17 protein-coding genes are annotated in these 15,437 nt (G+C 62.9%); 12 read left to right on the top strand and 5 right to left on the bottom strand.

Annotated elements, in window-relative coordinates:
• Positions 1 to 71: 71 nt before the first annotated feature.
• Positions 72 to 1,325, bottom strand: a complete 1,254-nt coding sequence (locus tag QW845_RS31995) for a hypothetical protein (RefSeq protein WP_315805493.1) — start codon at positions 1,323 to 1,325, stop codon at positions 72 to 74.
• A 654-nt stretch (positions 1,326 to 1,979) separates the two neighbouring features.
• Between QW845_RS31995 and QW845_RS31990 the strand changes: the two genes are divergently transcribed.
• From QW845_RS31990 to QW845_RS31980, 3 genes are all read left to right on the top strand, one after another.
• Entirely contained in the window at positions 1,980 to 2,525 is a 546-nt protein-coding gene (locus tag QW845_RS31990) for a hypothetical protein (protein ID WP_315805492.1), read from the top strand.
• Between the two features lie 477 nt (positions 2,526 to 3,002).
• Positions 3,003 to 3,245, top strand: coding sequence for a hypothetical protein (locus tag QW845_RS31985; RefSeq protein ID WP_315805491.1), 243 nt, complete (start codon positions 3,003 to 3,005; stop codon positions 3,243 to 3,245).
• A 17-nt stretch (positions 3,246 to 3,262) separates the two neighbouring features.
• Positions 3,263 to 4,909, top strand: coding sequence for a recombinase family protein (locus tag QW845_RS31980; RefSeq protein WP_315805490.1), 1,647 nt, complete (start codon positions 3,263 to 3,265; stop codon positions 4,907 to 4,909).
• Positions 4,910 to 5,224: 315 nt separating this feature from the next.
• On the opposite strand, the gene QW845_RS31975 is transcribed toward QW845_RS31980, so the two are convergent.
• The 3 genes from QW845_RS31975 to QW845_RS31965 form a co-directional block, all read right to left on the bottom strand.
• On the bottom strand, positions 5,225 to 6,310 hold the full coding sequence (locus QW845_RS31975; protein WP_315805489.1) for a YeeE/YedE family protein: 1,086 nt from the start codon (positions 6,308 to 6,310) through the stop codon (positions 5,225 to 5,227).
• Between the two features lie 121 nt (positions 6,311 to 6,431).
• Positions 6,432 to 6,782 (bottom strand): metalloregulator ArsR/SmtB family transcription factor, encoded by a 351-nt coding sequence (locus tag QW845_RS31970; protein ID WP_315805488.1) that lies wholly within the window; start codon positions 6,780 to 6,782, stop codon positions 6,432 to 6,434.
• A 24-nt stretch (positions 6,783 to 6,806) separates the two neighbouring features.
• Positions 6,807 to 7,196: a thioredoxin gene (locus QW845_RS31965; protein ID WP_315805523.1), complete on the bottom strand. Its 390-nt coding sequence runs from the start codon at positions 7,194 to 7,196 to the stop codon at positions 6,807 to 6,809.
• A gap of 121 nt (positions 7,197 to 7,317) precedes the next feature.
• Here QW845_RS31965 and QW845_RS31960 point away from each other — a divergent pair, with 121 nt between their 5' ends.
• On the top strand, positions 7,318 to 8,052 hold the full coding sequence (locus tag QW845_RS31960; RefSeq protein WP_315805487.1) for a cytochrome c biogenesis CcdA family protein: 735 nt from the start codon (positions 7,318 to 7,320) through the stop codon (positions 8,050 to 8,052).
• On the opposite strand, the gene QW845_RS31955 is transcribed toward QW845_RS31960, so the two are convergent.
• The gene (locus QW845_RS31955; protein WP_315805486.1) at positions 8,053 to 8,769 is read right to left on the bottom strand and encodes a hypothetical protein; all 717 of its coding nucleotides are present in this window, start codon (positions 8,767 to 8,769) and stop codon (positions 8,053 to 8,055) included. It lies immediately after the preceding gene.
• Positions 8,770 to 8,877: 108 nt separating this feature from the next.
• Here QW845_RS31955 and QW845_RS31950 point away from each other — a divergent pair, with 108 nt between their 5' ends.
• From QW845_RS31950 to QW845_RS31915, 8 genes are all read left to right on the top strand, one after another.
• Positions 8,878 to 9,468 (top strand): thioredoxin family protein, encoded by a 591-nt coding sequence (locus tag QW845_RS31950; RefSeq protein ID WP_315805485.1) that lies wholly within the window; start codon positions 8,878 to 8,880, stop codon positions 9,466 to 9,468.
• Between the two features lie 129 nt (positions 9,469 to 9,597).
• Positions 9,598 to 10,041: a sulfur oxidation c-type cytochrome SoxX gene (gene soxX, locus QW845_RS31945; RefSeq protein ID WP_315805484.1), complete on the top strand. Its 444-nt coding sequence runs from the start codon at positions 9,598 to 9,600 to the stop codon at positions 10,039 to 10,041.
• Between the two features lie 20 nt (positions 10,042 to 10,061).
• Positions 10,062 to 10,514 (top strand): thiosulfate oxidation carrier protein SoxY, encoded by a 453-nt coding sequence (gene soxY / locus QW845_RS31940; RefSeq protein ID WP_315805483.1) that lies wholly within the window; start codon positions 10,062 to 10,064, stop codon positions 10,512 to 10,514.
• An 18-nt stretch (positions 10,515 to 10,532) separates the two neighbouring features.
• A complete protein-coding gene (soxZ, locus tag QW845_RS31935) occupies positions 10,533 to 10,859 on the top strand; it encodes a thiosulfate oxidation carrier complex protein SoxZ (protein WP_315718309.1) in 327 nt (108 codons plus the stop codon).
• A 33-nt stretch (positions 10,860 to 10,892) separates the two neighbouring features.
• Positions 10,893 to 11,717, top strand: coding sequence for a sulfur oxidation c-type cytochrome SoxA (gene soxA / locus QW845_RS31930; protein WP_315805482.1), 825 nt, complete (start codon positions 10,893 to 10,895; stop codon positions 11,715 to 11,717).
• A 24-nt stretch (positions 11,718 to 11,741) separates the two neighbouring features.
• A complete protein-coding gene (gene soxB / locus QW845_RS31925; RefSeq protein WP_315805481.1) occupies positions 11,742 to 13,436 on the top strand; it encodes a thiosulfohydrolase SoxB in 1,695 nt (564 codons plus the stop codon).
• Positions 13,437 to 13,441: 5 nt separating this feature from the next.
• A complete protein-coding gene (gene soxC, locus QW845_RS31920; RefSeq protein ID WP_315805480.1) occupies positions 13,442 to 14,725 on the top strand; it encodes a sulfite dehydrogenase in 1,284 nt (427 codons plus the stop codon).
• A complete protein-coding gene (locus tag QW845_RS31915) occupies positions 14,664 to 15,422 on the top strand; it encodes a cytochrome c (protein WP_315805479.1) in 759 nt (252 codons plus the stop codon). The genes soxC and QW845_RS31915 overlap by 62 nt, the downstream gene beginning before the upstream one ends.
• Positions 15,423 to 15,437 lie beyond the last annotated feature (15 nt).

The raw sequence follows: 15,437 nt of genomic DNA, 5'->3' as shown, positions 1-15,437 counted from the left end.
GCATTGTAACGAAATTGTTTGGCTGGAGGTTCCGCGAAACCGCACTTCGAAGTTAGACAAAGAAACTTAGGTCATCGCTTACCGATGCCGCTGATATATCGGGTAAACGAGGTACAAGTCTCCTCGAGCGCCAAGAGAACGCCTTTCGGATGCTCCGCCACCCACTGGACAAAATTGAGGAAGATCGCTCGCGAAAATTGACTGCGCCGCATCAGAACTAGGAAGAAACACGGTACTACGTATAAGAGCGAGAATAGTAGATCGATCCCGATAGCATAGCTGACCAACGCCTTATGCGGACTAATCGCCAAGTCGAACGACATAACACGGCTAAGGTGACTAAAGAACAACGCTATGTTTCCGGCCGTAAACTGCCAGAATCTTTGGGCGACGTTTAGTTCAGCGATCGAAAACAATCCACTCGCCAGCTCTACAACCAAGCGCGCACTGTGCGCATTTTGAAGCGCGTCGTCCTGGATCTTAGAAAGTCCTATTGTTGTCCACGAAGGGTTCATAGAGGAAGAGACCCTCGAAACGAACAACGCTGCGTTCCATCCCCCCACCATCGAAACTATCATCACCGATGAAAGAAGAGCGGGCACAGCAACGGCAAGCAAGAGATCTGCGAATAGAATGAAAATGAATGCGAGCTTTGATTGAACTATGCGCGAAAGGATCCAGACGGTTAGATTCAACGAAGCAAGAAGGCCAATTAACAAAGGTAGAGAATATAACAGAAGGCTGGTGAAATTGACCACTCCACCGAAAAGTCGAATGGACCATTTATCGTTGCGATGGGCATCAAAGAAACGTCGAAAGGACGCACGCTTTTCTAGTGTCGAGTACAGCACCCAAGTAAAATAAGTGCCCATGGCCTTCGTGCATTGGTCGCCTGTGCTTCCTAAGCCAATATCTGGGGGCCACTCATCTGTTAGATCGGCGTTGATCTCTGTTGAGATAGCCGTCTCGATTATACTCTTAAAGTACTGTTCTGAACGCGCCTCATAATACGAAATCGTCTGGTCGGGTGGCGCAATAAACGCGGCAATTCCATTTAGCAGCGCTATTGCAACGGCAACTAGAGCAAAAGCCACCAAAAACACCCTTCGCAACTGACGAACTTGGCTATAGCGTGACCTCATAGCTTCGGTAAACTGTTGGTAGAATTCGAGCGAGGCAGTGCGATACCAAAACTCTATAACCCGTTGCTTGAGGCCAGCCTTGCTTTGAGAGTTAAGAAACTTGTCGAGCGCGAAGAACGAAAAGCCAATAATTGTCACTAAGAAAACGGCGAAGCCAAAGACACTCGCGATGATATTAATCATAGCAATCTCGGAGCTAGACCACGTCCGGAGAAAAAGCGACCGATGTCAATTGTTACCACATCTGGTCTGCGCCGCAACCAGTCGCCCTAAGACTCGCCAACCAATTGTTTATTGCAGGGGGATCATTTTCGCGAAGGACGAAGCGAGAGAACGATCCCGCAGCCGCCCCTTCGGCGGCACCACGGGCTTGCCGTGCGCGGGATCAAACGGCCGAACACCGATCCGTCCGCGCAAAGCCGCGCGACACTCGGCCACGATCACCTGCCCGACGCTGTCCAGCGTCGCGCGCTCCGCGATTGTGTTGGCGACGAGGGTTTCAGGGCCCGAGTGTCGCGCAGGTCACCGCCACGCGAGTGAGGGAGTAGACCGTACCTGCCAGAGATCGGGCAAAGCCGTCGCGATCGACCCATCGCGACATATTGCGGTTCTGCACGAAGTCGGTCGCTATAGGGACAAAGCAGACATTGCTTTAGTCGCATCGCGCCGCAGGGTTTATGGGTACACGGCCTGGCCGTGAGTGAAAACCGGATATCCATTGACGTAACGAATCGGCCGTGATTCGATTCGCGGCACTGGCCGCTACAGGCCAGGCAAGCGGCCCGCACAGGTGCTGAAGACACCTGTACGAGCCTAACCCTCAACATGGAGAGTGCCATGTCTCAGGCTGATTCTGCCTATACCACGAGTCGTTCAATCTTTCCTGCCAGCCCGGCCGTTCGGCGCCGGCAGTTTGTCACCGGCGGCGCCGCCATCCTGGCCGGGGTCATCACGGCCTCACGGGCTGAAAGTGTTGGCGTTTCGACCTTGCCCGACCCGGTCCTCGATGCCATCGAGGGCCACCGCCGAGTCTTTGAGGAACTGGGGCGCCTGCTCGCCGAGCAGGATGCTGCCGAGCGCGAGCTGCGCCGTGCGCCCTGCAGCAGGCGGGCCGAGCTGGAGGCCAAGTTAAGTGGCCTCTGCGAGGCTGAAGGCGCACTCGGCCGGGCTGAGATGAAGGCCTCGCGTCAGCTCGCCGGCATCGTGCCGGGAAGCCTCAAAGGCGCGGCCGCGGCGCTAAAGTATGTGCGCGAGTGTTATGAAGTTGGCCAGTACCCCCTTTACGAGGAGGATGGCTACCGGCTGCTGCTGCTCTCGACTGAACGCGCGATTTGTGCGGCCGTTGGTCTCGCTATTCCGCATCGTGTTGTTGATCCTGGCTAACGATTGCGCGTCTTCCTACGAGCGGGATGTGGAAACGAAGTCCTGGTCGAACCGCGACGCCCCCCCCCCAGACGAAGGCGGTTTAACGGATATCTGCGACCTACGACCATCGTGCCACATCTCGGCTCCACAAAAGGACGAAGAACAAGATCAACGTGAAGGCAATCCGGGTGCGCCTAGACATGACGCAGGAAGAGTTCGCAGCTCGCTTCGGATTCAGCGCTCAATACGCTATGCCATTCGGAGCAAGGTCGCGACAGCCGGAGGGGCCGACACGCGTGTATCTTCTCGCGATCCAGCGCGCCCGAAGGCAGTGCAGAAGGCTTTGCAGGCTGTGTGATGCGTTCGAAATCTACGCCAAAACGGCCGTTCGTAAGTATCTGCGCGCTCCCGTACGATGGCAGGATTATTGGTCTTCTGTTCCTGAATTCGTCCGCTTGATGCTCGTTTGACTTCACCAATCGGGCGAGCGACGGCATGGCAGATGACACAGAACTGGAGCTGGACGACATCAGACCGGCCAACGACAATCAAGGTCCGGAGGATGGAACGAGCAAGCCGGATAACAAGACGCGGCGACAGTTGGAGCAGGTGACGTTGACCATTGCCCGGCTGATCGGACGCCGGATTGCACGGAGACAGTTCGCGGCGCTCAGCGCCGCCAATGATAACAGGCCTCAAGCCAAGAACGATGCGGAGGACGAGGCCGGCAAGGATTAGACAGAACGGAGACCGTTATGCCCCGCGTTGCGCTTTACGCCCGCTATTCGTCCGACAACCAGAGAGAAAGCTCGATCGAGGATCAGTTCCGCCTCTGCCGAGAGCACGCCAGGCGCGAGCGCTGGAAGGTTACGAGCACCTATCACGACGCCGCGATTTCGGGCGCGAGCATGATCCTGCGGCCCGGCGTCCAGTTGTTGTTGCAGGATGCGCAACGCGGTCTGTTCGATGTCGTGTTGGGCGAGGCGTTGGACCGGATTTCTCGTGACCAAGCGGATGTCGCCACGCTGTTCAAGCATCTGCGCTTCGCGGGCGTCTCCATCGTCACCCTGGCCGAAGGCGAGATCAGCGAGCTTCACGTTGGCCTCAAGGGCACTATGAATGCCCTGTTCCTCAAGGACCTCGCCCTCAAGACCCATCGCGGTTTGCGCGGCCGAGTGGAGAAGGGCAAGGCCGGCGGTGGCCTCTGCTACGGCTATAACGTCATGAAGGGGCTCGACGCCAACGGTGAGCCGATCCGGGGCGATCGCGAGATCATCCTGGAGGAGGCGAGGATTGTCCGACGCATCTTCCGCGCCTTTGCCGCCGGCAAAAGCCCGAAGGCCATCGCGGTCGAACTGAACAAGGACGGCATTCCCGGCCCGCTCGGCCGGGCCTGGGGCGACACCAGCATCCGAGGCCACGTCTCGCGCGGCACCGGCATCCTCAACAACGAACTCTATGCCGGAGTCCTGGTCTGGAACAGGCAGCGTTTCGTCAAGGATCCAGCGACTGGCAAGCGCGTGTCACGGCCGAATCCGGAAAGCCAGTGGATCAGGATCGAGGTGCCGCATCTTAAGATCGTGGACGATGAACTGTGGCAGGCCGCGCGGGCGCGGCAGCAGCAAATCTCGGCACTCTTTGGCCCCAACCCGGCCAATACGCGGGAGGGCAGGGCCAAGCGGCTGCACCTCGCCAACCGGCCCGTCTCCCTCCTTTCCGGCCTTCTCACCTGTGGCTGCTGCCGCGGCAAGATCGGCATACTGACGCCGAATCGTTATGGCTGCCTCAACCATCATCGTCGCGGAACTTGCGCCAACAACCGCACCATCATGCGCGAGAAGATCGAGGCGCGGGTGTTGGCGGGACTGAAGGATCGCCTCGTCTCCTCCGAGGCGGTCGCAGAAGCGGTGCGTGCCTATGCCGAGGAGATGAACCGCCTCAACCACGACCGGCGGGCACGGGCGGAAACAGACCACCGTGCGCTTCAGAAGATCGAGCGGGCCGTTGCCGGCATCATCGCAGCGATCGAGGACGGCCTCTACCAGCCGTCGATGAAGGCGCGGATCGACGAGCTTGAACGGCAGAAGGCGGAGATCACACAGCGCCTGTCAGAGGCTCCCGCCGACATTCCCGACATGCATCCCAACATCGCCAACGTCTACCGCAAGAACGTCGGCCGGTTCACCGAGGCGCTCGCCGATCCGGATGGCGGACGCGAGGCCGCCGAGGCGCTCCGCTCGCTCATCGGCGAGATCGTACTCACTCCCGGCAAGAAACGTGGCGAGGTCCATGCCGAGCTGCGCGGCGAGTTGATGGGTATCCTTGAATTCTCTAATACCCAGGAAAATCAAAGAAGTAGTCTTGTTATGCCAGCAGTGGCTGCACCTCCCCGCAACCATTGAGACCGACACTCCCGTAGCCGATGAGGCTGCGGGAGTTTTGGTTTGTGCCTCTGCATCCCTGTTTCATCCCCGTAAGCTGCTGTGCAGCTGAGGAGGACGGTGCCGCCTCGTGAAGCGCGGCGTCGGACGATCCGAGGATTATCAGGGGGACTGCGCTCCAGACGGCCACTGGGAGTGGGCAGTCAATTTGCGAAGCTTGCGTTGAACTGAAAGCGTCGAGGGAACGGACGAAATCCACGGTCCGCTTGCCTGCGGCACAGCGTCATTGGCCAGGCGTGGGAGCAAGTTCGCACCTTGCGCGAGCGTAGCCGCCCGTCACGATGTCAGACGCAGCAGGTTGCGCACGGCAGGGCGCCATTCGCCGGTCATGGTGTATTCGAGGCCGAGACGTGCGCCGCAGGTGATCGCCAGCATCGTCAGCGGTGCCGAGACCGCCAGCGTCGAGAAGGCCGAGAGGCCCTGTCCGATCGTGCAGCCCATCGACATGATGCCGCCGGTGCCCATCAGCAGTGCGCCGGTCATGTGACGCTTCAGCTCGCGCGCGTCGTCGCAGGCTTCCCAGCGGAAGACGCGCGAAAACATCGCCGCGACGAACGAGCCCAGGATCACGCCGGCGACCGAGCCGATCGCGAAGTCGGCGTGCGTGCCCGAAAGCGTGGCGATGTAGAGCACGGTGTTGCCGAGCGGGGCAACGAAGGTGAGGGATGCCACGCGCGCCGGATCGAAATCGTCATTGCCGAGCCAGCTGGTGGCGAACCAGCCGAACGCCACCGCGAAGCCCACGGCGAGGCCGGATAGCAGCAGGCGCGGCGATCTCACGAGGCGCCCGTCGGCCAGTGCCCAGGCCGCGAGCGCAACTGCTGCGACGGATACGGTCAGCGGCCGCGCATATGAGCCGAGTGCGGACGACAGCAGCGCATCCATGCCCTGGGTCATGGTCTCGGGCAGGCGGATGGAGAGCGGCTCGATCAGCGAGATGCGCAGGAATCCTGTGAGCCCGCGCATCGCGGCCAGGGCCGACACGCCCAGCACCAGGAACACGACGATGGCGCGCAGGTCGCCGCCGCCGATCCGGACCAGCGTGCCGAAGCCGCAGGTGCCGACGAGGGCCATCCCGATTCCGAACAACAAGCCGCCGATGATGGCGCCGCCGAGCGGAATCGAGGATGTCAAATAGATCGAGCGCGACAGGTCGATCAGGCCGAAGCTGGCGAGCAACTGGGTTGCGACCAGCGCCACCGCGGCCGCGAGCGCGAACGATTTGAGCCGGCGGGTATCGGCGCCGAAGAACGCGTCCTCCAGCATCGCGAGCGTACAGAAGCGGCCGGCGCGGCCGGCGACGCCGAGGACGGCGCCCGCGAGCAGCCCACACATGAACGTCAGTGCTGACGGGCCGAGCATTCCTCTCCGACGTCCTCGTTGGTTTCCCGGTATTGTGCTCCAGGAACGGCGGGGACGCCAGACCTCTTGCGCCGCTACAGGGCGCGCCGATGCGAAGCCCGAGACCGCGAGGGCGAACCTGTCAGCGGCGGCGCTTGCGGACCGGCTCGCAATAGACGTCGTAGATCGCCGTCAGGATCTTGCGGACATCTTCGCTCGCAAGGCTGTAGTAGATCGTCTTGCCGTCGCGCCGCGTCGTGACCAGCCGGTCGAGCCTGAGACGGGCGAGCTGCTGCGAGACGGTCGACTGCCGCTCGCCCAGGAACTGCTCGAGCTCGGTGACGGATTTTTCGCCTTCGGCGAGGATACAGAGCAGCAAAAGCCGGGACTCGTGGGACAGCGCCTTCAGCATCTCGCTGGCTTCCCGCGCCTTCTCGATCATCTGCTCGAGCTCGGCAGAGGTTTCGATGTCCTTCAAGTTCGGCAGCGGCATGAATTCGGGATCCCTCGGTTGGCGTCAGGAGCGGGCCGGCGCCCCGCTTGTAGCATTCATTATACGACCCAGCATCCCAAAGAAAAACGCGTCGCCGGGATAGCCGCGGATGCGTCCGATCTCGCGGCCCTGATCGACCACCACGAAGGTCGGGGTGAACGCTCCCGGATCGATACCGGACAGGTCCGTCGGCAGCGGCTTGGCAAGGTCGACCCGTCGCAGCGGCAGCGCGCGCCCCTCGTCGGTCTTGTCGTAGATCGGACCGATTTCCGCGTTGAAGCGGGCGCACCAGCCGCAGCCCGGACGTTCGAACATCACGAGCTCGGAGGCGAAAGCCGGCGACGAGAGGCAAATGCCGGTCACCACCGCTCCTGCGAGCGTTGCGAATCCGCGCGATGCAGTTCTGCCGGTCATGCCGAGATCCTCTCTGGACTTGTCGGTCAATCTATCATTAAATTCGAATATGTACTAGTGCGCGATTTCCGAATCCCGCCCGGCAGGCCGGGCACGCAGCGCTGGCCGACCGGGAGGAAAGATGGATCTCGACGTCACGCTGGGCGCCGCGCTGGCCGCGGGTCTGTTGTCGTTTCTGTCACCGTGCATTCTGCCGCTGGTCCCGCCGTTCCTGTGCTACATGGCCGGCGTCTCGGCGGCCGACGCGATCGGCGAAACCAGCATGGCCCAGCGGCGGCGGACGGTGCTGACGGCGCTGTGCTTCGTCGGCGGTTTTTCGCTGGTGTTCGTCGGTCTCGGCGCCACCGCGTCGGTGTTCGGACGGTTTATCGCCGGCCATCTCAGCCAGCTCGGCATCCTCGCCGGCCTCGTCATCATCACGATGGGGCTGCACTTCCTCGGGGTGCTCCGGATTCCGCTGCTGTACCGGAGCGCGACGATCGACGTCGGACGCAAGCCGGCCGGCCTGCTCGGTGCGTTCGTGATGGGACTGGCCTTCGCCTTCGGCTGGACGCCGTGCGCGGGGCCGGTCCTGGCCGCCGTGCTGATGATGGCCGGCGCGGAGGCGACGGTGGGGAAGGGCGCGCTGCTGCTCGCCGCCTACTCGGTCGGGACCGGCATCCCGTTCCTGATCGCCGCTGCCTTTACGGGGCAGTTCATGACCATGCTCAAGGGCATCAAGCCGCATCTCCCCCTGGTCGAGAAGACGATGGGCGGCTTTCTCGTCCTGACCGGCGCTGCCTTTCTCGCCGGCGTGATCCCACGGATGTCGGAATGGATCTTCGAGCGCTTTCCGTCGCTCGCCACCATCGGCTGATCAGCCGAAGCGGAAGTCCAATAGATTGACGAAGGACTGCAGTTCGATCTCATAGCGATGCACCAGGCCGGCGTCGCTCTCGCGCGCAGCACGGCCGATCTCGTTGGCACTCGTCGTGGCGCCGTCGATCAGGCGGCGGAATTCGGCCTGACTCGCCACGTCGGGCGTGGCGAGGCCGTTGCAGCGTTGCAGCCGCTCGCGCAGCGCTGTGCCGGCCTGGACGACCTCGCCAGGCTCGGCCTTGCCCGCTGCGAACCGCGCCGCGGCGTTGCGCAACGCGTCCATGACGGGTGACAGGTCGAACACGCAATCACTGAGCTCGACCACGCCGGCGTCCTGCCTCAGGGCGTGAAGCGACCGGCGCAACGCGGCAATGGCCGCCGCAGCGCGTGCCCCGTCACCTGCGGTCAGCGCTTCGTCCGCCTGCTTCAGGCGATCGTTGCCGGTGGCGATCAGCTCTGCAAAGGATCTGGCCGAATAGGGCGCATGGGAGCGCTCGGCGAGCCGGCTGAGCCTGCCCCAGGCGATCCGGGCGTCGTCGAGCTCGATCTGCGCCAGGCCCACATTGCCGGTGCGGCCATAGCTCGCGGCTGTGCGCAGGCTGGCCATCGCCGAGTGCATGAAGGCAGCAACATCCGCGTTCCCTTCGGCGTGCCCACGGACGCCATGCGTGAGGCATGACAGCACGAGCGACAGCATCATGACGCGGCGCAGCATCGAATGTCCTTTTCACATTCTGTTATTCGAATATCATGTATCGAAATTCCGTGGACTTGGCAAAGTGGACTTGGTGCCAGTGACTTGGCAAAGCGCGCGAGCAGGCTGATGACGACGAACCGGACGATGACACGGCGCAATCTGGTTGCGCTGCTGCCTGCCGCGGCGGCGGTCGGCCTGGCCTCAGCGCCGGCGCAGGCCGACGCGGTGCTGGGCGACGACGGGCTCTATCACCAGTCCTGGTTTCTCAACAGCTTCCTGGACCTGCGCGAGGATCTCGAAAGCGCGGCATCGGAAGGCAAACGGCTTGCGATCATGTGGGAGCTGCGCGGCTGCCCGTATTGCCGCGAGACGCATCTGGTGAACTTTGCCGATCAAGAGATCGCGGACTACATCCGTGCCAATTTCGAAGTGCTGCAGCTCAACCTGCTCGGCGCGCGCAAGGTGATCGACTTCGACGGCAAGGAGCTCGCCGAGAAGGAGCTCGCCGAGCGCTACGCGATCCGCTTCACGCCGACGTTCCAGTTCTTTCCGCCATCGGCCGAGGGCGTCTCTACGAAGGAGCCGCTCGCGCGCGAGGTGGCGCGCGCGCCGGGCTATCTCAAGCCGCCGCATTTCCTCGCAATGTTCCGCTTCGTGCGCGAGAGGGCCTATGAGCGCGGCACATTCCGCGACTATCTCGCTTCGACCAAGGGTTGAGTGCACTGCGGCATCGAAATACGCTTGACACCAATCACATTATCAAATCATAATTCTTGAATATGATGGATCGTAAGTCCGTCGTGTCATCGTAAGGCGAGGGGACGCCTCGTCGGTCAGGGTGGAAACATGCGCCGTTTGATTCCGGCCGCCTTGCTGTGCGTGTTGCTGTCGGCAACCGCGCGAGGTGACGAGCCGATCAGGCTCGATGTCGTCGACTACGCCATTCCGAAATCGCTGACGGGCGCGCCCGGCAATGCCGATGCCGGCAAGAAGGTGTTCTTGACGCGGACGCTGGGCAATTGCCTCGCCTGCCATCAGGTGTCGTCGCTGAAGTCGGAAGAGTTTCACGGCGAGTTCGGTCCGTCGCTCGACGGCGTCGCGACCCGCTACAACACGGCGCAACTGCGCCTGATCGTCGCCGATCCCAAGCGCATCTTCACCGACACGGTGATGCCCGCCTTCTACAAGAACGACGGACTCAATCGCGTCAGGCCTGAGTTCGTCGGCAAACCCGTCCTCACCGCCGCGCAGGTCGAGGACGTCGTCGCCTATCTCGAAACATTGAAATAACCGCCTCTGGAGGATGATGCATGGGCGCAATCAACAGACGACAGGCGTTCCTTCTCGGCGGCGGTTTCGTCGCTTTGACGGTGCTGCCGATGGCCGCAAACGCCGAGCCGAGCAACGACGCGGCCGAGATGATCAAGAAGTTCACCGGCGGCAAGGAAGCGGCCAAGGGCAAGATCACGCTCGATCTGCCTGAGATCGCCGAGAACGGCAACACCGTGCCGCTCGCGCTCTCGGTCGAAAGTCCGATGACCGCCGAGAACTACGTCAAGGAAGTGCTGTTCGTGGCCGACGGCAATCCGAACGGCGGCGTCGCCACGCTGATGTTCACGCCGATGTCCGGCAAGGCCGAGGCGTCGATCCGTATCCGTCTGGCGCAGACCCAGAACGTGATCGCGGTCGCGAAGATGAGTGACGGTTCGCTCTTCACAGAGCGCAAGACCGTCAAGGTCACCATCGGCGGCTGCGGCGGCTGAGACAGGGGAGAGACGAACATGGCAGACAAGCCGCGCATCAAGCTTCCGAAGGAAGCCAAGAAGGGCGAGATCATCCAGATCAAGACGCTGGTCTCGCATCTGATGGAATCGGGTCAGCGCAAGGATGCGCAGGGCAAGCCGATCCCGCGCAAGATCATCAACAAGTTCACCTGCGAGTTCAACGGCAAGCCGGTGTTCTCCTGCGCTCTGGAGCCGGCGATCTCCGCCAACCCGTACATCCAGTTCGACGCAAGGATCGACGAGGAAGGCACGTTCAAGTTCGCGTGGACGGATGACGATGGCTCCGTCGTGACGGCCGAAGAGAAGATCGCGTTGAAGGCCTGATCGGTAGCGTGTGATCGCTAGGAGGAGTGACGGATGTCCATTCGCTACGGTTCTCTCGCCGTCCTGGCTTCGGCTGCGCTGGCCCTGTCGGCCATCGCGACGTTCGGCCAGGAGGCCGAACGGAAGGGCATTCCGGCGCCTCCCGGCCACGTCTTCAAGACCATCATCTCGGGCTATCAGTTCCGCACCAAGGAAACGCGCGCGCTCCAGGATGACGACTTGGAGAATCCCGGTTTCCTCGCGGTGGAGCGGGCCGCCGACGTCTGGAAGACGGTCGATGGCGGCGAAGGCAAGTCGTGCATGAGCTGCCACGGCGAGGCGGAAAAGACCATGAAGGGCGTCGGCGCGGCCATGCCCAAATGGAGCGAGAAGCTCAACAAGCCGGTCAATCTGGAGCAGCAGATCAACATCTGCCGCACCGAACACATGAAGGCGCAGCCCTGGCCGTTCAAGTCCAAGGAGCTGACGGACATGACGACCTTCGTCCGCTATCAGTCGCGCGGCATGCCTGTGGCGGTGAAGACCGACGGCCCGATGTCGCCATGGTTCGAGAAGGGCAAGGAGATCTACTACACGCGGGTCGGCCAGCTCGATCTCGCCTGCGCCTCCTGCCACGAGAAGAACAACGGCAAGTTCATGCGCGCCGATTTTCTCAGCCAAGGCCAGACCAACGGCTTCCCGACCTACCGGCTGCGCGATCAGCGCCTGGTCCCGCTGCACGAGCGGTTCGAGGGCTGCATGTTCGACGTTCGTGGCGTGCCCTACAAGCCGCTGTCGGACGAGTTCCTCGCGCTCGAAGTCTACGTCGCCTGGCGCGGCATCGGTCTGCCCGTCGAGACACCGTCGGTCCGCAACTAGCCGCGGCCACAAGGAAGACACATCATGATATCGCGTCGCGAATTCGTTCAGGTCGCATTGGCGGCGGCTGCCTTGACGGGTGGCTCCGGTCTTGCGGGTACGACCCGCGCCTTTGCTCAGCAGAAGCTGACCGAGAAGGAACTGCTGGCGTTCGATCCGGTCGGCAACGTCACCTTGGTGCATGTCACCGACATCCACGGTCAGCTGATGCCGCTGTATTTCCGCGAGCCGTCGACCAATCTCGGCGTCGGCGACGCCAAGGGCCAGCCGCCGCATGTCACCGGCAAGGATTTCCTCACCCGCTTCGGCATCGCGCCGGGCTCGTCGTCGGCCTATGCGCTGACCTCGGAGGATTTCGAGGCGCTCGCCAAGACCTACGGGCGGATCGGCGGGCTCGACCGCGCCGCTACCGTCATCAAGGCCATCCGTGCCGAGCGCGGCGACAAGGTCGTGCTGCTCGACGGCGGTGACACCTGGCAGGGATCGTGGTCGTCGCTGAAGACCCGCGGCCAGGACATGATCGACTGCATGGCGCTGCTGAAGCCGGATGCGATGACGGGGCATTGGGAGTTCACCTACGGCACCGAGCGCGTCAAGCAGGCGGTCGATGGTCTGGGCTTCCCCTTCCTCGGCCTCAACATCCGCGACACCGAATGGAACGAGCCGGCGTTCGAGGCCTCGACCATGATCGAGCGCGGCGGCGTCAAGATCGCGGTGCTCGGCCAGGCGTTCCCGTACACGCCCGTCGCCAATCCCCGCTGGATGATTCCGAACTGGTCGTTCGGCGTGCGCGAGGAGGATGTTCAGACCCAGGTCGACAAGGCGCGCAAGGACGGCGCCGGCCTCGTGGTGCTGCTGTCACACAACGGCTTCGACGTCGACCGCAAGCTGGCCAGCCGCGTCAAGGGTCTCGACGTCATTCTCACGGGTCACACCCATGATGCGCTGCCTGAAGCGGTCAGGGTCGGCAAGACGCTGCTGATCGCGTCAGGGTCGTCCGGCAAGTTCGTCTCGCGGCTCGATCTCGACGTCAAGGACGGCGAGGTGAAGGGCTATCGCTACAAGCTGATCCCGCTGTTCTCCGACGTGATCACGCCGGATCCGGCGATGGCGGCGAAGATCGCCGAGGTACGCAAGCCGTTTGCCGCCGATCTCGCCCGCCCCCTGGGACGGACCGAGACGCTGCTGTATCGCCGCGGCAACTTCAACGGCACGTTCGATGACCTCATCTGCCAGGCGCTGCTGCAGGAGCGCGATGCGGAGATCGCGCTGTCGCCGGGCTTCCGCTGGGGCACAAGCGTGATGCCGGGCCAGGACATCACCTTCGAGGACGTCACCAACGCCACCGCGATCACTTATCCGGCCGTCTATCGCATGGGCATGACCGGCACGCGGCTGAAGGAGATCATCGAGGACGTCGCCGACAACCTGTTCAACGTCGATCCCTACTACCAGCAGGGCGGCGACATGGTCCGCATCGGCGGCATGTCCTACGCGATCGACGTCAACAAGCCGCAGGGACAGCGCATCTCCGACATGCGCCTGATCAAGACCGGCGCCGCGATCGATCCGGCGCGCGAGTATCAGGTCGCGGGCTGGGCCAGCGTCAACGAAGGCACGCAGGGGCCGCCGATCTGGGAGGTCGTGTCGAGCTATCTGCAGCGCCAGAAAACCGTTCGTCTCGAGCCCAATCGGGCCGTCAAAGTCTCCGGAGTGTGACGACGATGTCCAAGGACAAATCACTTCCCTCAGCCCCACGCGCCTCGCGCCGTGGCTTCCTGACTGCGGCCGGCGGTCTTGCCGCCACGGCGCTGGCCTCGCAGGCGCGTGCCGGCGCCGGCAATCCCGCCAACCAGCCGCCGAACGTGCCGGAATGGACGCGCACCCTCGGCGAGGGCGTCGCCGTCCGGCCCTACGGCAAGCCGTCGAAGTTCGAGAAGGACGTCATCCGCCGCGACGTGGAATGGCTGACGGCGTCGCGCGAATCCTCGGTCAGCTTCACGCCGCTGCATGAGCTCGAAGGCATCATCACGCCGAACGGGCTGTGCTTCGAACGCCATCACGGCGGCGTGGCCGACGTCGATCCGGCCGATCACCGGCTGATGATCCACGGCCTGGTCGAGCGGCCGCTGCTGCTGACGCTCGACGAGCTCAAGCGCTATCCCCGCGTCAACCGGATCCACTTCATGGAATGCGCCGCCAACTCCGGCATGGAATGGCGCGGCGCCCAGCTCAACGGCTGCCAGTTCACGCACGGCATGATCCACTGCGTGCAGTATACCGGCGTGTCGCTGCGCACCCTGCTCGAAGAGGCCGGCGTCAAGACCAACGGCAAATGGCTGCTGGTGGAGGGCGCCGACTCCGCGTCGATGGATCGCAGCCTGCCGATCGAGAAGGCGCTCGACGACTGCATCATCGCCTACAAGATGAACGGCGAGGCGCTGTATCCCGAGCAGGGCTACCCGATGCGTCTGGTCGTCCCCGGATGGCAGGGCAATCTCTGGGTCAAATGGCTGCGCCGCATCAAGGTCGGCGACCAGCCCTGGCACACCCGCGAGGAGACCTCGAAGTACACGGATCTTTTGCCGAACGGCAAGGCGCGACGCTTCACCTGGGCGATGGATGCGAAGTCGGTGATCACGAGCCCGAGCCCGCAGGCGCCGATCAAGCATGGCAAGGGCTTTACGATCGTGTCGGGCCTGGCGTGGTCGGGCAACGGCAAGGTCAAGCGCGTCGACGTCTCGCTCGATGGCGGCCGCAACTGGTGGCCGGCGCGGATCGACGGCCCGGTGCTCGACAAGGCGCTGACGCGCTTCTACTACGAGTTCGACTGGAACGGCGAGCCGCTGCTCTTGCAGTCGCGGGTCCAGGACGAGACCGGCTACGTCCAGCCGTCCAAGGCCGAACTGCGCAAGGTGCGCGGCTACAATTCCATCTATCACAACAATGGCATCCAGACCTGGCACGTGCAGGCAAACGGTGAGGTCGAGAATGTCGAGGTCGCCTAAGCTCATCATTGCCGCCGCAGCGCTCGCAACCCTTGCGGGCTCGGTGGCATTCGCCGGCGGCCCGGGCGAGAAGACTGAGGCCAAGATTGATGTAAAGGCGCCGCAGCGCTTCAACATCGGCCGAGCTCCGAGCGCCGAGGAGATTCGCGGCTGGGATATCGACGTGCGTCCGGACGGACAGGGGCTGCCCGTCGGCAAGGGCACCGTCGCCCAGGGCGAGAAGCTGTTCATGGACAATTGCGCCAGTTGCCATGGCGAATTCGGCGAGGGCGCCGGCCGCTGGCCGGTGCTTGCCGGCGGCAAGGGATCGCTGACATCAGACAATCCGGTCAAGACGGTCGGCTCCTACTGGCCCTATGCCTCGACGCTGTTCGACTACGTCCGCCACGCGATGCCGTTCGGCAGCCCGCAGTCGCTGAAGGTCGACGAGTACTATGCGCTGGTCGCCTATGTGCTCTATCTGAACGACGTGATCACCGATCAGAACTTCGAGCTGAGCAACAGCAATCTCGCCACGATCAAGATGCCGAACGAGGGCGGGTTCATCATGGATGACCGGGCCACGAGCGAGAAGGCGTTCTGGCAGAAGGATCCCTGCATGAAGAACTGCATCGCGCCGGTCAAGATCACCGGACGCGCGACGGCGGTCGACGTCACGCCGGAAGAAAAGGACGGCAAGCCGCGAGGCGTCGAGTGAGGATTGCCGGATGCA

The organism is Bradyrhizobium sp. SZCCHNS3002, from assembly GCF_032377435.1.
In the GTDB taxonomy this organism is placed as follows: Bacteria; Pseudomonadota; Alphaproteobacteria; order Rhizobiales; family Xanthobacteraceae; genus Bradyrhizobium.
This window is presented reverse-complemented; position numbering and strand designations above follow the sequence as displayed.